Consider the following 16391-nt stretch of genomic DNA (forward strand, 5'->3'; position numbering starts at 1 on the left):
CCGCCCGAACCGTCGACGCTGTCTGCCTCGCCATCGGCCAGGTTCTGCAGCTCTTCACGCCCAAAGAATGCGCAAGCTACTTGGCAAACTCAGGATATGCACGAACCTAACTTCATCACGCTCTAGTCTTCCACACCCACGACGGCCGGCAGATCGATCTCCGTTAGGCTGCCTCCGACGACGGCTGCGCTACGCCTGACGATGAAGACGATCCGCGCCGTTCAGGACGCGCGCGCGTCCGAAAGCGAGCCCAATAGATCGTCGACGTGGCGGTCGATCAAGGCCAAGGCAATGGCAGGCTTGGCGACGTCTACGTCGTCCACATGCCAGTATCTCACTCTGTCCGCCATCTCCGGAAAACGCCGTTCGATGAGCGGCCGATGCTCTGCTTCCTTCAGCGCGATGATCAGATCCGCGCTCTCCAGGTCAGGCAGAGTGCAGGGTTGAGGGTACCGCAAGTTTCCGACCGGCCGGATGCCCCTGGCCTGCAGACCATCGAGAGCGAAAGGCGACATTGGGCCGACGTTGTCGGGCGATCCCCTTTCCGCGGCCCCTTTCGAGAAGGCGCGCCAGTTCAACTCGGCCAGCCCTGCGCGGTGATTGAATAGCTCTTCTGCAAACCGGCTGCGGTAATAATTGCCCGTGCACAGGAACAACAGATGATGAGCCATCGCGAAAGAATCATGAGCTGAGAGAGAGCCGCCGTCCCGATTGATATCGATGGTCGCTTTCTTGCGCAATTGCGCGAGGGCTGCAGAAAGGTTCGCAAGGTACGAATTTGATCATCAAATCATCTTGCAGACGATGATGCACTCTTACACGGATTCGTCATTGTTGAGGCACGTTTTGTCGCAGCGTACCCAGCGGGAGGCGGGTGGATAATGAGCGATCATTATGAGGTTGGGATCGTGATGGAGTTATGTCATGAGACGAACCGAACTCAAGCGGATGAGTTCTGACCGTCTGTGGACGTTGCGTGTCGAACTCGCTGGCGTCCTGCGACAGAAGATTCTGTCGATGAAGGCGCAGTTGGAAGATCGTCTGAGGAAGCTGCGGGTCCCCGCTTCGGCGCATCGGCCATATCCGGAGATACAGCCCAAGTACCGTAATCCTGATCAGCCATCGGAAACCTGGGCTGGTCGAGGCAAGAAGCCGCGGTGGCTGGTCGCGCAGCTGAGGTTGGGAAAACGGATCGAGGATTTCAGAATCAAGGTGCGGAAAAAGAGCCGGATCGCCGACGGCCTGGCGCGCGTCGGCAGGTAGTGTCCGCCGGGCGAGGAACGAAACCGCGGGGCCAGCGTCGAATCCCAGCCTCCGGTCGAACGCCCCCTACCCCCACCGGCCGGAGGAAAACCTCCAAGGTTGGCGGCCCCAGCGCACCCTGGGGCCGTTTGATGAGTAGCGCGCTCGGGCGAGACGTCTTCCGGGGCAAGGCTCCGCGGCTCGCGCGACCGCTGGAGAGGCACGCGGGAGGCGCTTTGGCATGGTTAATCCCTCGTTGCCGAATTTGGCAAAGGTCTTGCTAATCGCTGCTCCGACACTGCAGCCCCCGACGAGGCTGCGCCGAGTTGGATCAAGCGGGAGCAATGCCCATGGGTGCCGCGTCTCAGACTGGGAATTCCAGCATCACCGCGTTACGTGACGTCATCGTCATCCAGACGATGCTCAAGGATCTGCAAAGGTCTGTCCGGATCCTCGATTGCGATATCGCGACGGAGGAAGCCTCCGGAGGGGTCAGCAACGCTGCGGACCCGCGATATCCGCTGCTCGCCAGAACGCTCTCGACGCGACGGGACAATCTCAAATCGACCATCCGGGCGCTGAGCGACCGCCTGGGCCAACTGACGGCAACGGCGTAGCCCCCCTGTTCGGGTGGATAGGCGGGCTGCCGGTTATTGGCGGCCAGAGAAGATGGGCAGGTTTGCGTCCAGTGCGCCTTGCTGGCGGCGCCGGCATGCCTTAAGGCGGCTCGCAGATTCCCGTCCGCGATTCACTGGAACTCGATGAGAAAACTGCTTGTCACGCTCTCGGCTGCCCTTCTGGTGGGGGCCTGCCTGCTGGTACTCCGGAACGAACTGCACGCAAGGCCCGCCACGCAGTGCGGCTTCTGGGGCGAGATGGAAGCCGGAATGTCCTGCCGGTGAATTCGCCGCCGTTTTCGGCCTTGGAACAATGGCCTGAATTGGGGCAGAGCTGACGCGAGCGGCGAAGATCAATGCCGCCGCGTGGTTTGGCCCCGCCAACCACGCCCCGAGCAAAACCCGGGCGCGCCAATTCCCAAAGCTTGGTCTCGTTGCCATCGTCGGAGGTGAGGCGCTGCTGGCCCCGGCCTCACCCGACCGTCGGTCATGCTGATCTCTTCACCGGTCGCGGGCGCGCCGACATTCCCCAAATGGGAACTGTCCGATGATTTTCTCTGGCGTTCGAGGGCGATACGGCCGGCCTGCCGGGCCTTGCGCCGGCAACCGGGCTATCTGAGCACCAGCCGCGCCAATAGCGCCGCCAGTTCGCCTTGCCGCGACACGCCCACCTTGGAGAACACGCGCTTGAGGATGGTCCGGGCGCTCTCCTCGGTGATGCCGAGCTTGTCGGCGGCGTCGCGCGGCGACTGGCCGGTGCCGACCAGCGCCGTCACCCTGGCCTCGCCCAGCGTCAGGCCGAGCACATCGCGGATCAGCGACGGGTCCGGTGGGCTGCTGTTGTCGGGGTCGACGACAAGGATGAGCAGCCTGGCCTGGGTCAGGAACTGGTTGATGCTGTTGGCCGCCATCGAGACCGGCAGGACATAGAGCGCAAGCGGCCGTCCCGACGTCCGCCGGTGCACGATGATCGGCTTTTCGCCAGCCAGAACATCCTCGGCGCGGTACGCCGCGAGACGTTTCATCGCCGCGGAGGCCGGCGAATTCAGCGCCAGCGATCCCGCGGCAAGCTTCTCCTCCACGATCTCGAGCCCATCCCCGAGCAGCGACTCCGCCTTCGGGTTGGAGAAGATCACGCGGCCGACCGAATCGAGCACAAAGACCCCGGTTCCCAACCTCGCGAGCGCGGCGCCGAGGCCAAGCTTGCTTAGTTCGGAGTCCATCAGGCGAATGCCAAGGCGAAGCGAGCGCTCGACGTGACGGCCGAGTTGGGCCACGAGATCGAGCTCGGCGTCGCTATAGACCGGCTTGCTGCTCGCGCGCTGGATGCTCATCGCCACCTCGATCTTCGCATCCGGCGAGACCGTTGCGGCGGCGAAATATTTCAGGCCGTGTTTCCGAAGCAGCTCGGAATAGAAGGGGTCGGTTGCGATGTCCTCGTCGGAGACGACGTCGCGGTCGGTCAGGACATCACGATTGAAGAAATAGCCGCGCTCGCGCGCACGGATCGCGCGGATATCCCGAAACGTCCACTCGCGCATGTATTCTTCCGCGATCACATCGAGCGAGGCGGACTGGATGGCGCCAAAACTTCCGTCGTCCCTGCCATAGAGCAGGATAGCGCCGACATCGTCGAGGCAATCGGCAATGCTCTGCAGGGCCACCGGCCAATGCGACGGCTCCGCCGCGGATTGATAGATGGCGTCGATGGCCTTCAGCAGATGATGCGACATTGAACCGACAAACCGAATGACGAGTGAACGCGTGGCAATCAATCACGAGGATTGAATGCCCCGCACAACGCATTTGGATGTCAGGAAACGATAACGGGCAAGTCCGTACGATCACGGCCTTTGCATGGGTAAGCGCAACCACTGACGGCCGATCGCGGTCAGCCATCCCGTGAGGCGCAAATTACTGCTTATCGGACGGAAAACTCCAAGAGTGTCGAACGCCAGTCGCTTCGTGCAATGCACGCACTAGACCACGAAAGCCCGCCTCGCGCCAACGCGGGAAGGTCCGCGCGAATCTCAGGGTATAGCGGTCACGTCCGCGGTTATGTTGCGGCGGTCACACGCGATGCGTGCTGACCTGTCGATCAACGGGAAGCCTAACCGGGCGACGGCTGCTCCGCGTGCGCACGCGCGCGCTCCGGCCTTGCATCCCTGGTGCAGGTCGTCATGACAAAGGCGATGCGGCTGCATTGCCACCCCGGCCCGAGCGCCGCGCTCGCCACCGTCTCCTGAGAGAGGCTGCCGGCTGACAGGAGCGCCACGCCAAGGCCGATCACGACGATGGCGGCCAGCAGCGCTAATCCCTTGCGGCTATAGAGTTGGTGGATCATGCGATCGTTCCTGTTCAGTTTGCGCGGAGCATAGGACCTCGTCGCCCCTCTTCCTGTGATCGGAATCACAGTCGCCCCGCGGCGTTTTAGCGCTGGCGCCGGCCGCTTATTGCGCCGGCTGGATCACGTTGCAGTTGGTCCGCCCGGACATCAGGCAGTCCTGCATCTTGCTCGCCGCGGTCAGCTCGCGCGCCAGCCACAAGCCCGCTGCCAGCATCGCGGCCGCAATCAAGAGACCGGCAATCGCGCCGCGGCGGCTGCCGCCTCCCCTCGGGTCTGTCATGATCGTGTCGGTTCCCGCACCGTCACCGCAGAAGAGATCGTGGTTGCAGTAGCTGCTTCGCAAGTGCCCGTGTGATCACAACAACTTCAGATCACATCTGCAAAGCCTGGGCATAAGTGTCGCAAATCCGTTGCGCGCGTCCCCGCGCTGCTCAACACTGCGCGCCTTCCGGGAAGCGCGTGTGCGGAGCGTGCCATGGGTAAACAACATGGGTAAACAAGAAACGGGCTACGACTATCATCGCTACAAGAAACTGCTGGCGGAAGCGGTCGACGAGAGCAAGCGGCTCGAATTGATCCAGCTCCTGATCCACGAGAAAGCCCGGGACAAGTTAGAAGCGCAGCGGACCTCCGATCGCGTGGCCATGACGGCGCAGACGGTCGCCAGGGTGCTGGGAACCTCCCGCCACCGCGACAGCTTCTAGGTCGCGTAGAATTTTAGCGAAGTTCGACGCGCATCGCCGTGTTACTCTCGGGGGTAGGCTCACTTCTCCCGCGCGCACATTGCTGGCTACGGATAGCTCCCCCATTTGGCATGCCAAATTGGACGCTGGCATTTTGCCCCGGGTTCACTTATGTGCTGTGCCGAACCCGATTTTCATCATTCCTCCAACCAGCAGTGAAGATAACAAGGCTCTCTATGAGCGGCTTCAAGGAACCGAACTTTTCCGACCGCCAGAAGGCTGCGCAGCAGTCCCGGCAGAACATTTTGCAAAAATTCCGTTCCCGTCCCGGGCCCGATGATCCCGCGGTGCAGGCGCGCGCCGCCGAGCGCGCGGCACTTGCCGCCAACCGGGAGCAGGCAAGGCTTGCGCGGGAAGCAGCCAAGGCCGAGCAGAAGCGCCTTGAGGAAGAGGCTGCCGCCGCCGACGCGGCACGAATCGCCCGCGAGAAAGAAGAGGAAATCGCGCGGCTGGCCGCGCTCGAGGCCGAACAGAAGGCCAAGCGCGACGCGCGCTACGCCGCCCGCAAGGAGCGCGGCAAGAAAAAGAGGTGACGCTTTGCTGCGACACCATCGAGACCAGCAAAGCTTGCCCTCGATACTCGATGTAAAAGGACTCTCCGCGAGAAGCGCTCGCGGTGAGTCCTTCTCAGACGAGACGGCGATCAGTTCTTCTTCATGCCGTCGTCTTTCTTCATCGCATCGTCCTTCTTCATCATCCCGTCGCTTTTCTTCATGCCGTCATGCTTCGACATGGCGTCCTTGGACATGGCATCCTTGGACATCGTGTCTTTCTTCATGGTGTCCTCCTTGCCCATCTTGTCCTGGGCAAAGGCTGCGGGCGAGAGCCCAACGCTGAGGGCAACGAGAGCGGCGGAGACGCCGAGGCCGATACGGGTCGAGAAGGTCATGGTGGTCATCCTTGTTGGGTTGATCATGGAGCGACGTCTGCCGCTCTCCCCTCGACGTGGCCAAAACGGCCCTTGTTACCCCGTCACAAAGTCTTGAAGCGGTGTGCAGACTGGCGCGCTGCCTGAAAATCGCAGTGTCGGTGGTTCGATTCCGCCCTGGGCACCATAAAATCAATGGCTTAGCGATACACAGCTAGGCCGGTTAGACAGTTTCCGTCTCGGGTTAGACATTTATGTTCTCGATTTGAGTGGGTCGAGTTTTTTGATCACCTGATTTCTCTGCCTCAAGGCATCATGGAAAATTCATTCTTCGACGAGGTTCCCTTTTCGTCCAGTTTCCTCCATAGTTCGGCATGGCAAAAGCAAAAGTGAGCTTCAAACCAGTTCGCAAATCTGAGGGCGACTGGGCTATTATCGCCGAGTACCCGGGCGCAGAAGCCCGAGAGATAACGGGCTTCACGAGCAAAGCCGATATTGACGATTGGATGAATGGAGAGCGTCGTATCGCTTGGCTCCGATCACAGGGCTACGCGAAGTGACTCGATATCTCATTCCTTCAGCTATCGCGTCGGTCTGACGCTTCTGGCTTGCGCTGAAGGTCTGGCTGTCACCTCTGCTCTTAGCAACTGCCCCAACCAAAGCCGCCACTCTCGCTGGTGGCCGAGGTAGTTTTATCAACTCGCTTTCAAGTTGGCAGTAGCGGTTTAAATCGCCATCGGCGCTATAAGGCGATGCGGCCATGATCAATGAGTGTTAGGATCTTACGCAAACGGCGGTATCTCGACCAGCGTTCCGATCAATCGCAACAATGCTTGTTGTTCGGGTCCCTTGCCGTCACGCAAGAACTCCCCCAACTCGACGTGAGATAACCGGCCACCAGAGGGCGCATTGGGCTGGTGGATGATGAAAGCGTAACCGTTTGTCGGCTCGCGTGCGATGAACCATGCGTCGCCATTTGGGCTACGATAGAGCTCCCGCCGGTCTGACATTTTTCCTCCTAGCTGCCTCCCGATACTGTCGGAGGCCGATGGACGCATGCGGCAATGATGCGGAGATCATTGAAAATACGAAAGCTGATCTTCCGTAACGACGCGCTCGATCTTCTCGGACTTGCATTTGATACGGTACCTAAGTCGTCCATCGGACTCGATGGGCATATGCTGTACGATAGTGTAAATCATCGGCGGATCAGTTGCGGCGCGTCCTTGTGGCCCTTGAGGTTGATGACGAACATCTTCATTTAGCTTATAGGCGTGTGACATGTTTTTACCTCAACGTTTACCGATCTATTTGGCCTCTTGTGTACTAGGCGGAATGTCTAGTCCTCAAGAATGGATTTCGTGGCCTCGAAAACTTGTTCCGCGGTGCCCTTGATCGTGCCCTTCGCCCAGGCCTGAAACACGGTGACGTAGGCGTTCTTGTACGCCTCTTCGTCTGCAGAGAAGTAGACTTCGTCGGTGGCGGTATCCAAGACAAGCGCCCCTGTATCGATGCAAATTTCCTCGATCAGTACCAGGCGTTCTTCTTGCTCGGCCAGATGACGTTTTACAATGCTCATTGAATCTCCTGCTTTGCATCCATCATACAACGTTCCGGATGCACCCGCGCCTATTGAACATGTCGATGTAGTCGGAAGAGCGATACCCTTGCCTCGAATTGAACCAGCTATCCGCCTAATATGTAAACATCTCCCGGCCTAAGCTTCAGCTCCTCGAACAGCCTTTTCTGCTCTTGCGTCAGGGGTTGAACCACGAGTTCAGCCGTCCAGCCTGCCGGTCCCGAATGGCCCGAAGCCGAAGTCCTCCTAGCTCTCGTGAGGCCAATGCGACCGAGAGCGCCAGAAGGGACAAGCTCACGCCCCGTCTAGTGCGTCACGAAGAGCCTTCAGGAGAAATTCGGGTCTCCACGATTTCCCCACATTGACAGCATCTCGCAGGACTGGATGGGCTTGGAGGTCGGCCGCGGCGTAGCCGCTGGCAAGAATGAACGGCACAGACATCGCCTTGAGCATTTCCGCGACGGGAGTGATCCATTGTCCGACCAAGTTGACGTCGAGGATGGCAGCGTCGGGCCTTTCAGCCTTCAACTGCTCCAAAGCGCTGTCAATATCTGGGACCGGACCGATGACGCGGTATCCCGCAGTCCTCAACTCAGTGTCGAGCTCCAATGCGATGAGGTACTCGTCTTCGACAACCAATATTTGGGGAGCGTCGTGCACGATGTGTCCCCGGGGTTCAAGGCTCCACAGGCGCGGTGATGTGAACCCTTAAACCGGTTGGCTCATACTTCAGTTCCACGGTGCCGCGTAAGCCCTGCACGGCGCTGAGATTGATCAGCCTTGAGCCGAAGCCGGAGCGAGTTGGTGGAGTGACGGGCGGGCCGTTTTCCTCTCCCCACTTGATGTGGAGGAAGGTCTTGCCCTGCTCTTCCGACGTGCGCCAGCTCAGGTTTACGAGCCCTCCCGGCCTGGAGAACGCTCCATACTTCCAGGCGTTGGTGACGAGTTCATGCAGAATGAGGCTCATCGGCACGACTTGCGGCGGCTTGAGTCGCACTGCCGGTCCGGCGATCACCCGGTATCGCTCTGGACCCGCGGCCTTCAACGATTGCTCCACCAGGGCACTCAGATCGGCTTCAGCGCCGCCCGCGAGGGCGAGGGTCTCGGCTTCGGCCACAGCATGGAAGCGCCCCAAGAAGGCGTCACGGTACTCCTTGGCTGACCGTCCCTCCACCTCAGTCTGATTGGCGAGAGAGCGCACGATCCCGAGAAGGTTCTTCATCCGGTGGCGCGTTTCCGCGAGGAGAATGTCTTTTTGAACGTCGCTGTGCCGTCTGTCGGTCACGTCCTCGAACAGGATCAGGATGCTCGTGCTGTTATTGTCGGGGTGAACTAAACGGCGCGCGCTGACCAGCATTGTGCGGGGACCGATGGTCGGGAATTCCCCCGTTACTTCGTAGCCGACGACAGCGGTAGACCGGGGAATGATCTCGCTAACAAGGCGTCTGAGTTCCGGTATGTCCCATTGACCGTTACCGAGGTCGAACAGACTGCGCCCAACGGTGTCATCCCGTGCCACCCTGAAGGTTTCATAGAAGCCGCGATTGGCCGTGAGGACACAACCAGTCTGGTCAAGCACCAGGAGGGGCTCCTCCAGGGTATCAACGATCCCTTGCGCCTGGACGTGCTCGCTGCGCAGGAGCCGGTACAAATCTTCCAGATGCATACTTGCCGCTCACCTCAGAAGAGTTCGCCGCCACCTTAGTAGGGCGCGTATTCGTCCACAACGGTCGGGTCAGCCGGTTGGGGGTATCGGTTGCTGCTCCGTCCTCGGTCAAACCGGCTGCCCACCTTATTGACCTAGTTCCATTTTTCTCATTGCAGCCAATTTTGCCGTTTGGGTGCATAAACAAGCATGCCGGAAGCTCATCACCGATCCTGCCAATGCGGAGCGGTCTATAGCCGAAGCGAGGCAATGGCCCCAGGTCGGCAGATTGCCAGCTTCGAGTGCTCGGTTTGCGGGACGACCATGGAATCGTGGAACAGTGCGTGGGTACCCACGTATCGTTTGATTGCGGGTCCAGTTCGACTTCCCGGTCGCAATTAGCTTTGCAACTCGCATCGGGCTGCCGGATTAGCCAAGCATGGCAGAGTCGTTCGGAAATTCCTTCACTGTCGTTGAAGTGACCTCAGACGACGCGTCGGCTGCGAAGCAGATGTGGGTAGCATCGCCAAACCGAGCCAGGCGTTGACGCTGGTGCTCGCGGCTGTTCCTGAAGGTTGGACAGCTGAAATTGTATCGGCAGTTCTTACCCAACAGCAGCACAGGCTTTTGGAGGGACGCAACCTCAAGCCTGGGGAGGTATACAGGCTCGCGCCAGAGCGAGCCCCTTGCTAATCCAAGTTCCGAACTAACATTTGTTGCAGAGACCTCGCCTTATACACGGCATTTTCTCTGGATCACCGCGCGGGCGGTGGCATCAGTTGGTGATGAGAACGCCCGACGGCGCTCCCGCTTAGTCAAACGTGGGAGGCGCGTTATGATCATCCAGCGGCGTCGTTTGAAGCAACAGATCACCTTGGAGGATCGTCTTTCGTTGTGGGCGAAAGCCATCCAAGAGCAGGCACGCAACTGCCACATGGCCCGAGCGCGGGCGTGATCAAAAAGCTCGGCAGGTGATGTGGCAGCGCACCTTCACGGCTGGGCCTGCCGTCACGTGACGGCGCAGGCTGGCCCGACGGTTAGACTAATCCGACGTAACTCGTTGATTTTCGTTAGCTGATTAGACAGTTTGTATTCTCTAACGCACTGTTATCACCGAAAAAAATGAGCCTGAAAATCAGGCGCTCGCCCCGCACTGTGCAGTGCAGCAACGCCTACCCAGGTGTGACGCTTTGGCGCCAAGCGCCCAAGCCGCCTCAAACTATCAGCCTAGAGAAAATTCTGGCAAATTCGCCTAAATGCGGCCCTCAAGTTCCGCCTTATCGCCAAACAAGAACAGCTTTTGCCAATGGGAGAAACTTTATGCTCACTCGCCGTCACCTTTTTGCCACGGCGCTTGCCGCGCCCGCGGTGCTGCGCTTCGGCGTCGGAACCGCTCATGCCGCGACCACGCTGAAAGTCTCGCACCAGTTCCCCGGCGGCACCATCGACAAGGGCGATTTTCGCGACCGGCTGTGCCGGATGTTCGCCGCTGAGGTGGCGAAGCGCTCGGGCGGCGAGATCGCTGCCGAAGTCTATCCGAATTCCTCGCTGATCAAGACCAATGCGCAGTTCTCGGCCATGCGCAAGGGCGCGCTCGATATCAGCCTCTACCCGATGCCCTATGCCGGGGGCGAACTGCCGGAGACCAATATCGGCCTGATGCCGGGCCTGGTCACGACCTACGACCAAGGCCTGCGCTGGAAGAAGGAACCGGTCGGCAAGGCGCTCTCCGACTTCCTGGCGGATAAGGGCATCATCCTCCTGACCTGGGTCTGGCAGGCCGGCGGCGTCGCCAGCCGCTCCAAGCCGATCGTGGCGCCCGAGGACGCCAAGGGCATGAAGGTGCGCGGCGGCTCGCGCGAAATGGACATGGTGCTGCAGACGGCCGGCGCGGCCGTGCTGTCGGTGCCCTCCAACGAGCTTTATGCTGCGATGCAGACCGGTGCCTGCGACGCCGGCATCACCTCCTCCACCAGCCTGATCTCGTTCCGCCTGGAGGAAGTCGCGAAATCGCTGACCTCCGGCGCCGGCACCTCCTACTGGTTCATGCTGGAGCCCCTCATGATGTCGAAAGCGATCTTCGACAAGCTGCCGAAGAAGCAGCAGGACGTCATCCTTGCGGTCGGCGCGGAGCTCGAGGCCTTCGGCAAGAAGGGCGCGCAGGACGACGATGTCGAGGTCGCCAAGGTCTACGAGAAGGCCGGGGCAAAGGTCAGCGCGCTTGACGCAGTCACCGTCAACAAGTGGCGCGACATTGCGCGCGATACCGCCTGGAAGGACTATGGTGCTAAAACCGCGACGGCAGCTAATCTGTTGAAGCTCGCAAGCGACGTCGCCGCATGATGCATGGTCCGGTCGCGGATCAAGCCGAACGCCAGACCGCCGTCACGGGCAATGCACTCGTGGCAGCGCTGTCGCGCGGGCTTGGCATCTGCAACAACATCATCGTCGTCTTCGCCTCCATCGCGCTGATCGCGGCCTGCGTGATCCTGAGCTACAGCGTGCTCGGCCGCGCGCTGTTTCATAGCCCGAACTACTGGCAGGACGAGGCCGCGGTATTCCTCCTGGTCGGCGCGACCTTCATGACGGCGGCCTATGTGCAGGCCCAGCGCGGCCATGTCAGCATCGAGGCCTTCGTCGGGCTGATGTCGCCGCTCGCAAATCGCATTAGGCTGTGGCTGGTCGATGTCGCAAGCCTGGCCTTCTGTGCCTTCTTTGCCTGGAAATCCTGGACGTTGGCGCATGAAGCCTATGTCGATGGCCAAGTCTCGAACTCGATGTGGTCGCCGCCGCTTGCGATCCCCTACGTGCTGATGGCGCTGGGTATGTCGCTGCTGTGCCTGCAGCTCCTGCTGCAGATCATCATTCCCATGATGGGTGGTGCGCGCCGATGACTGTACTTGGGATCGGCATCAGCTACGGGCTTGCCACCCTGTTTGCGATGTTCTCGGGCATGCCCATTGCGTTTGCTTTGGGCGCAGTCGCCGTCGTGTTCATGGCGATCTACATGCCGACGGCCTCGCTCGATACCGTGACGCAGAACGTCTACGAGGAGATGGCCTCGATCACGCTCTTGTCGATCCCGCTGTTCATCCTGAAGGGCGCGGCGATCGGCAAATCCCGCGCGGGCCAGGATCTCTATTCGGCGCTGCACGCCTGGTTGCACCGCGTGCCCGGCGGGCTCGGGGTTGCCAACGTGTTCGCCTGCGCGCTGTTTGCCGCGATGGCGGGATCCTCGCCGGCGACCTGCTCGGCGATCGGCTCGGCCGGCATCCCCGAGATGCGCAAGCGCGGCTATTCCGGCGGCTTTGCCGCAGGGATCATCGCCGCCGGCGGCACGCTCGGCATCCTGCTGCCGCCCTCGATCACCATGATCCTGTTCGCAGTCGCGGCGGAGAAATCGCTGGGGCGCCTGTTCCTCGCCGGCATCGGACCGGGCCTGTTGCTGGTGACGCTGTTCGGCATCTACGCGATGTTCCGTTTCCGCAAGGAGTATGCGGCCGCGCGCGCCGCCTATGACGCGACCGGTGCTGATGCCGCGATCCTGCAGCGCGACGAGTTCACGATGGCCGACCGCTTCAACGCGCTGCCGCGGGTGCTGCCGTTCGTGCTGCTCCTGACCGGCGTGATGATCGCGCTCTATGGCGGCTACGCGACGCCGTCGGAGACCGCCGGCCTCGGCGGGCTGTTGGCGCTCGGGCTGATCGCGGTGATCTATAGCGTCTGGAAGCCGAGCGAGCTCGAGCCGATCCTGAAATCCACCATCCGCGAGTCGACCATGCTGATGATGATCATCGGCATGTCGCTGCTCTATTCCTACGTGATGAGCTATCTGCACATCTCGCAGTCGGCCGCGGAGGCGATCGTCGCGATGCACCTGCCGCGCTGGGAATTGCTCGTGGCGATCCTCCTCATGGTGATCGTGCTCGGCTTCTTCCTGCCGCCGGTCTCGATCATCCTGATGACCGCGCCGATCATCCTGCCGCCGCTCCGCGCCGCCAATTTCGACATCATCTGGTTCGGCGTGGTGATGACCATCGTGATGGAAATGGGCCTGATCCATCCGCCGGTCGGATTGAACATCTTCGTCATCCGCAACGTCGCGCCCGATATTCCCTTGAGCGAGGTGATCTGGGGCACGCTGCCGTTCGTGCTCCTGATGATGCTGGCGGTGCTGTTGCTCTGCTTCTTCCCGGGAATCTCGACGTGGCTGCCGGATCTCGTGATGGGGCCGGAGAGCGTGCGGTAACTTTCATCCGTCATTGCGAGCGAAGCGAAGCAATCCATCTCGCCGCTTGCGCCAGTGGCGGCAATGGATTGCTTCGCTTCGCTCGCAATGACGGCAATCAATTGTAGGGTGGGCAAAGCGGAGCGTGCCCACCACTTCTTGCGGAGGGCGGATGGCGGATGGCGGGCACGCTTCGCTTTGCCCACCCTGCGAAGCTAGCGTTTCTTCTTCGCGTTCAGCGCGTTGGCGACGCGGCTTACCGGCGGACGGCCGAGCAAACGGCTCACTTCGTTGGTTGCGGCGAGCAGCTTGTCAATATCGACGCCGATTTTGATGCCCATGCCCTCGAGCATGTAAACGACGTCGTCGGTCGCGACATTGCCGGTGGCGCCGGGTGCATAGGGGCAGCCGCCGAGGCCGCCGGCGGCGGAATCGATGACTCGGACGCCCTCCTCCATGCCGGCGTAGAGGTTGGCGAGCGCCTGGCCGTAGGTGTCGTGGAAATGCATCGCGAGGTTTTGTGCCGGTACCTCGCCGGCGACCGCTCGCATCAGGTGCCGCGCCTTGACCGGCGTGCCGACGCCGATGGTGTCGCCTAACGATATCTCATAGCAGCCGAGATCCCACAGCGTCCTGGCAACGTCGACGACCGCCTGCGGCTTCACCTCGCCGTCGAAGGGGCAGCCGAGCACGCAGGAGATATAGCCGCGCACCTTGATGCCGTCGGCCTTGGCACGCGCCAGCACCGGCTTGAAGCGCTCGATCGATTCCGCGACCGAGCAATTGATGTTGGCGCGCGAGAAACCTTCGGAGGCCGAGGCGAACACCGCGATCACCTTGGCGCCGGCGGCCTGCGAGGCCTCATAGCCCTTCTCGTTCGGCACCAGCACGTGGAATTCGCCGGGAAGATGGCTGACGCCGCGCAGCACCTCGGCCGATCCCACCATCTGCGGGACCGCCTTCGGCGACACGAAGGCGCCGACCTCGACGATCGGCAAGCCGGCGCCGATCAGTCGCTCGATGAAGGCGATCCGATCGGCGACGCTGATCGGCGTCTTCTCGTTCTGCAGCCCGTCGCGCGGGCCGACCTCGACGATGCGGACGGGCTCGCTCATCACGCGGCCACCGGCTCGACTTCGGCGAGCTCGACGCCCTCGCCGACGATATCGCCCACCTTGCATTTCAGCTTCTTCAGCACGCCGGCATACGGCGCGCGCAACGTCTGTTCCATCTTCATCACTTCCAATGTCAGGATCGCCGCGCCCTTCTCCAACATCGCGCCCTCTTCGGCAAGCAGGGCGACAACGGTGCCCGGCAGCGGCGCGACGATTTTGTCCTCGCCGACCTGCTCCTCGGTCTCGCCGCCGAACGGATCGACCCAGTGCAGGTCGAAGCGGCCGTTGCGGGTCCGCAAATAGAGCTCGTGACCTTCGATCACGGCCACCACACCGGATTTCGTGCCATCAAGCGTCAGATCAAAGCCCTCATCCGCGGACGGCGCCAGCGCCAGCGCGAACGTGCGATCGCCGACCGACACCGTCGACGGCCCGTTGCCGTAGCGCAGCGTCACCTTCTGTTCCGCGCCCTGCCCCTGCCGGAACGAAAACACCCGCTGCCGTTGGCCGACCGGCATCCAGCCGAAGGTCTGCCACGGCGAATGCGCCTCCTTCCGTGCAGCCTTCTGCTCCTCATTCAAGATCGCAGCGACCGCGGCGCACAGCTCGAACGCACCGGCAGCCCCACGTTCTGCGGCCAGGCTCTTCAGTTCGCGCTCAATGAAGCCGGTATCGATGGCATTCGCAACCACAGCAGGATGCGTCACCAGCGCCGACAGGAACGGGATGTTGGTGACGATGCCGCGGACGTCGGTTTCTTCCAGCCCGCGATTGAGCTTCTCGATCGCGATCTCGCGCGTCGGCGCCCACGCGATCACCTTTGCGAGCATCGCGTCATAATACGGCGAGACGTTGTCGCCGCTGCGATAGCCGGCATCGATGCGCAAACCGTCGCCCTCCTCCGGCGTGCGCCAGGTCTTGATGCGTCCGACCGACGGCATGAAATTCTTCTGCGGATTTTCCGCATAGACCCGCGCCTCGATGGCGTGGCCGTTCAGCTTGATTTCGTTCTGGGTTAGCGGCAGCTTCTCGCCGAAGGCGACGCGGAGTTGCCATTCCACGAGATCGACGCCGGTGATCAGTTCGGTGACGGGATGCTCGACCTGCAGGCGCGTGTTCATCTCGATGAAGAACACGTCCCTGCCATCGGAGACGAATTCGATGGTGCCGGCGCCCACGTAATTGACAGCCGCGGCCGCCTTTCGCGCGGCGGCGCAGACGGTCTCGCGCTGGGTGGCATTCAGTGTCGGCGACGGCGCTTCCTCGATCACCTTCTGGTGCCGGCGCTGCAGTGTGCATTCGCGCTCCCATAGCGAGAGCAGATTGCCATGGCTGTCGCCGATGATCTGCACCTCGATATGGCGCGGGTTCTGGACGTATTTCTCGATCAGCATGCGGTCGTCGCCGAATGCCGCCTTGGCCTCGCGCTTGGCGCTGATGATTGCAGCCGACAGCTCGGCTGCTGAATTGACCACCCGCATGCCGCGGCCGCCGCCGCCGGCCGAGGCCTTCACCAGCACCGGGAAACCGATACGCTCCGCGGCATTCGCCAGAGTGGCCTCGTCCTGCGCCTCGCCGTGATAGCCGGGCACCAGCGGCACATCCGCCTTCTCCATCAGCGCCTTGGAGCCGGATTTCGAGCCCATCGCGTTCATCATCTCGGCCGTCGGGCCGACGAACACCAACCCTGCCTCGAAGCAGGCTTGTGCGAATTCCGCGTTCTCGGACAAGAAGCCGTAGCCGGGATGAACAGCCTCGGCCCCGGTCTCGCGCGCCGCTTCGATCACGCGCTGGATGTTGAGATAGCTGTCGCGCGCCCGGCCCGGGCCCAGCAGCACGGCCTCGTCGGCGAACGCGACATGCAGGGCATCGCGGTCGGCCTCGGAATAAACCGCGACGGTGCGCAGGCCCATGGCCTTGGCGGTGCGGATCACGCGGCAAGCGATCTCGCCGCGGTTGGCGATCAGCAGGGTGCGAAAACGCCGGTAGAGCTTTGAGCGGTCCATC

Annotated in this window: 19 protein-coding genes; 8 read left to right on the forward strand and 11 right to left on the reverse strand. The window is 61.6% G+C overall.

Annotated elements, in window-relative coordinates; all coding sequences use genetic code 11:
• Window positions 1-221: 221 nt before the first annotated feature.
• Complete coding sequence (locus ACZIRK_RS20225) at window positions 222-740, reverse strand: arsenate-mycothiol transferase ArsC (RefSeq protein ID WP_245474694.1); 519 nt, start codon at window positions 738-740, stop codon at window positions 222-224.
• A gap of 277 nt (window positions 741-1017) precedes the next feature.
• Here ACZIRK_RS20225 and ACZIRK_RS20230 point away from each other — a divergent pair, with 277 nt between their 5' ends.
• The 3 genes from ACZIRK_RS20230 to ACZIRK_RS20240 all read left to right on the forward strand — a co-directional run bounded on the left by ACZIRK_RS20230 (window position 1018) and on the right by ACZIRK_RS20240 (window position 2144).
• Window positions 1018-1263 carry an H-NS histone family protein gene (locus tag ACZIRK_RS20230; RefSeq protein ID WP_463328029.1) on the forward strand — a complete coding sequence of 82 codons (246 nt, stop codon included), beginning with the start codon at window positions 1018-1020 and terminating at the stop codon, window positions 1261-1263.
• A gap of 329 nt (window positions 1264-1592) precedes the next feature.
• Window positions 1593-1859 carry a hypothetical protein gene (locus tag ACZIRK_RS20235; RefSeq protein ID WP_245474693.1) on the forward strand — a complete coding sequence of 89 codons (267 nt, stop codon included), beginning with the start codon at window positions 1593-1595 and terminating at the stop codon, window positions 1857-1859.
• A gap of 144 nt (window positions 1860-2003) precedes the next feature.
• Window positions 2004-2144: a hypothetical protein gene (locus ACZIRK_RS20240; RefSeq protein ID WP_165435194.1), complete on the forward strand. Its 141-nt coding sequence runs from the start codon at window positions 2004-2006 to the stop codon at window positions 2142-2144.
• A gap of 326 nt (window positions 2145-2470) precedes the next feature.
• Here the strand turns inward: ACZIRK_RS20240 and ACZIRK_RS20245 are convergent, their stop codons facing one another.
• The 3 genes from ACZIRK_RS20245 to ACZIRK_RS20255 all read right to left on the reverse strand — a co-directional run bounded on the left by ACZIRK_RS20245 (window position 2471) and on the right by ACZIRK_RS20255 (window position 4486).
• The gene (locus tag ACZIRK_RS20245) at window positions 2471-3592 is read right to left on the reverse strand and encodes a helix-turn-helix transcriptional regulator (protein ID WP_028166818.1); all 1122 of its coding nucleotides are present in this window, start codon (window positions 3590-3592) and stop codon (window positions 2471-2473) included.
• A 377-nt stretch (window positions 3593-3969) separates the two neighbouring features.
• Window positions 3970-4203 (reverse strand): hypothetical protein, encoded by a 234-nt coding sequence (locus tag ACZIRK_RS20250; protein ID WP_028166817.1) that lies wholly within the window; start codon window positions 4201-4203, stop codon window positions 3970-3972.
• Between the two features lie 106 nt (window positions 4204-4309).
• Complete coding sequence (locus ACZIRK_RS20255) at window positions 4310-4486, reverse strand: hypothetical protein (protein ID WP_165435193.1); 177 nt, start codon at window positions 4484-4486, stop codon at window positions 4310-4312.
• A 208-nt stretch (window positions 4487-4694) separates the two neighbouring features.
• Here ACZIRK_RS20255 and ACZIRK_RS20260 point away from each other — a divergent pair, with 208 nt between their 5' ends.
• Together ACZIRK_RS20260 and ACZIRK_RS20265 are read left to right on the forward strand one after the other, a co-directional pair.
• Complete coding sequence (locus ACZIRK_RS20260; protein ID WP_130225726.1) at window positions 4695-4910, forward strand: hypothetical protein; 216 nt, start codon at window positions 4695-4697, stop codon at window positions 4908-4910.
• 215 nt (window positions 4911-5125) lie between these two features.
• On the forward strand, window positions 5126-5482 hold the full coding sequence (locus ACZIRK_RS20265; RefSeq protein ID WP_130225725.1) for a DUF6481 family protein: 357 nt from the start codon (window positions 5126-5128) through the stop codon (window positions 5480-5482).
• Between the two features lie 110 nt (window positions 5483-5592).
• Here ACZIRK_RS20265 and ACZIRK_RS20270 read toward each other — a convergent pair whose 3' ends face one another.
• The 5 genes from ACZIRK_RS20270 to ACZIRK_RS20290 all read right to left on the reverse strand — a co-directional run bounded on the left by ACZIRK_RS20270 (window position 5593) and on the right by ACZIRK_RS20290 (window position 9062).
• Window positions 5593-5838, reverse strand: coding sequence for a pentapeptide MXKDX repeat protein (locus ACZIRK_RS20270; protein ID WP_130225724.1), 246 nt, complete (start codon window positions 5836-5838; stop codon window positions 5593-5595).
• Between the two features lie 761 nt (window positions 5839-6599).
• Window positions 6600-6827, reverse strand: coding sequence for a hypothetical protein (locus tag ACZIRK_RS20275; RefSeq protein WP_130225722.1), 228 nt, complete (start codon window positions 6825-6827; stop codon window positions 6600-6602).
• Window positions 6828-7156: 329 nt separating this feature from the next.
• Window positions 7157-7396 carry a hypothetical protein gene (locus ACZIRK_RS20280; protein WP_130225720.1) on the reverse strand — a complete coding sequence of 80 codons (240 nt, stop codon included), beginning with the start codon at window positions 7394-7396 and terminating at the stop codon, window positions 7157-7159.
• A gap of 294 nt (window positions 7397-7690) precedes the next feature.
• Complete coding sequence (locus tag ACZIRK_RS20285) at window positions 7691-8056, reverse strand: response regulator (RefSeq protein ID WP_245474692.1); 366 nt, start codon at window positions 8054-8056, stop codon at window positions 7691-7693.
• Window positions 8057-8072: 16 nt separating this feature from the next.
• Window positions 8073-9062: a sensor histidine kinase gene (locus ACZIRK_RS20290; protein WP_130225719.1), complete on the reverse strand. Its 990-nt coding sequence runs from the start codon at window positions 9060-9062 to the stop codon at window positions 8073-8075.
• A gap of 1299 nt (window positions 9063-10361) precedes the next feature.
• Here ACZIRK_RS20290 and ACZIRK_RS20295 point away from each other — a divergent pair.
• Genes ACZIRK_RS20295 through ACZIRK_RS20305 form a run of 3 tightly spaced genes read left to right on the forward strand, consistent with a single transcriptional unit; the run spans window position 10362 to window position 13290 of the window.
• Window positions 10362-11384 (forward strand): TRAP transporter substrate-binding protein, encoded by a 1023-nt coding sequence (locus tag ACZIRK_RS20295; protein ID WP_130225717.1) that lies wholly within the window; start codon window positions 10362-10364, stop codon window positions 11382-11384.
• Window positions 11381-11935 (forward strand): TRAP transporter small permease, encoded by a 555-nt coding sequence (locus ACZIRK_RS20300; protein ID WP_130225716.1) that lies wholly within the window; start codon window positions 11381-11383, stop codon window positions 11933-11935. The genes ACZIRK_RS20295 and ACZIRK_RS20300 overlap by 4 nt, the downstream gene beginning before the upstream one ends.
• Window positions 11932-13290, forward strand: coding sequence for a TRAP transporter large permease (locus ACZIRK_RS20305; RefSeq protein WP_130225715.1), 1359 nt, complete (start codon window positions 11932-11934; stop codon window positions 13288-13290). The genes ACZIRK_RS20300 and ACZIRK_RS20305 overlap by 4 nt, the downstream gene beginning before the upstream one ends.
• Before the next feature lie 194 nt (window positions 13291-13484).
• Here the strand turns inward: ACZIRK_RS20305 and ACZIRK_RS20310 are convergent, their stop codons facing one another.
• Together ACZIRK_RS20310 and ACZIRK_RS20315 are read right to left on the reverse strand one after the other, a co-directional pair.
• Window positions 13485-14384 carry a hydroxymethylglutaryl-CoA lyase gene (locus tag ACZIRK_RS20310; protein WP_463328030.1) on the reverse strand — a complete coding sequence of 300 codons (900 nt, stop codon included), beginning with the start codon at window positions 14382-14384 and terminating at the stop codon, window positions 13485-13487.
• A complete protein-coding gene (locus ACZIRK_RS20315; protein WP_463328031.1) occupies window positions 14384-16390 on the reverse strand; it encodes an acetyl/propionyl/methylcrotonyl-CoA carboxylase subunit alpha in 2007 nt (668 codons plus the stop codon). The genes ACZIRK_RS20310 and ACZIRK_RS20315 overlap by 1 nt, the downstream gene beginning before the upstream one ends.
• Between the last annotated feature and the right edge of the window lies 1 nt (window position 16391).

The organism is Bradyrhizobium sp. Leo114, assembly GCF_055229415.2.

What these genes read in the sequence shown, in the direction of transcription:
- ACZIRK_RS20230 (WP_463328029.1), top strand. Translation starts at nt 1,018, where the DNA reads ATGAAGGCGCAGTTGGAAGATCGTCTGAGGAAGCTGCGGGTCCCCGCT.
- ACZIRK_RS20235 (WP_245474693.1), top strand. Translation starts at nt 1,593, where the DNA reads ATGGGTGCCGCGTCTCAGACTGGGAATTCCAGCATCACCGCGTTACGT.
- ACZIRK_RS20240 (WP_165435194.1), top strand. Translation starts at nt 2,004, where the DNA reads ATGAGAAAACTGCTTGTCACGCTCTCGGCTGCCCTTCTGGTGGGGGCC.
- ACZIRK_RS20245 (WP_028166818.1), bottom strand. Translation starts at nt 3,592, where the DNA reads ATGTCGCATCATCTGCTGAAGGCCATCGACGCCATCTATCAATCCGCG.
- ACZIRK_RS20250 (WP_028166817.1), bottom strand. Translation starts at nt 4,203, where the DNA reads ATGATCCACCAACTCTATAGCCGCAAGGGATTAGCGCTGCTGGCCGCC.
- ACZIRK_RS20255 (WP_165435193.1), bottom strand. Translation starts at nt 4,486, where the DNA reads ATGACAGACCCGAGGGGAGGCGGCAGCCGCCGCGGCGCGATTGCCGGT.
- ACZIRK_RS20260 (WP_130225726.1), top strand. Translation starts at nt 4,695, where the DNA reads ATGGGTAAACAAGAAACGGGCTACGACTATCATCGCTACAAGAAACTG.
- ACZIRK_RS20265 (WP_130225725.1), top strand. Translation starts at nt 5,126, where the DNA reads ATGAGCGGCTTCAAGGAACCGAACTTTTCCGACCGCCAGAAGGCTGCG.
- ACZIRK_RS20270 (WP_130225724.1), bottom strand. Translation starts at nt 5,838, where the DNA reads ATGACCTTCTCGACCCGTATCGGCCTCGGCGTCTCCGCCGCTCTCGTT.
- ACZIRK_RS20275 (WP_130225722.1), bottom strand. Translation starts at nt 6,827, where the DNA reads ATGTCAGACCGGCGGGAGCTCTATCGTAGCCCAAATGGCGACGCATGG.
- ACZIRK_RS20280 (WP_130225720.1), bottom strand. Translation starts at nt 7,396, where the DNA reads ATGAGCATTGTAAAACGTCATCTGGCCGAGCAAGAAGAACGCCTGGTA.
- ACZIRK_RS20290 (WP_130225719.1), bottom strand. Translation starts at nt 9,062, where the DNA reads ATGCATCTGGAAGATTTGTACCGGCTCCTGCGCAGCGAGCACGTCCAG.
- ACZIRK_RS20295 (WP_130225717.1), top strand. Translation starts at nt 10,362, where the DNA reads ATGCTCACTCGCCGTCACCTTTTTGCCACGGCGCTTGCCGCGCCCGCG.
- ACZIRK_RS20300 (WP_130225716.1), top strand. Translation starts at nt 11,381, where the DNA reads ATGATGCATGGTCCGGTCGCGGATCAAGCCGAACGCCAGACCGCCGTC.
- ACZIRK_RS20305 (WP_130225715.1), top strand. Translation starts at nt 11,932, where the DNA reads ATGACTGTACTTGGGATCGGCATCAGCTACGGGCTTGCCACCCTGTTT.
- ACZIRK_RS20310 (WP_463328030.1), bottom strand. Translation starts at nt 14,384, where the DNA reads ATGAGCGAGCCCGTCCGCATCGTCGAGGTCGGCCCGCGCGACGGGCTG.
- ACZIRK_RS20315 (WP_463328031.1), bottom strand. Translation starts at nt 16,390, where the DNA reads ATGGACCGCTCAAAGCTCTACCGGCGTTTTCGCACCCTGCTGATCGCC.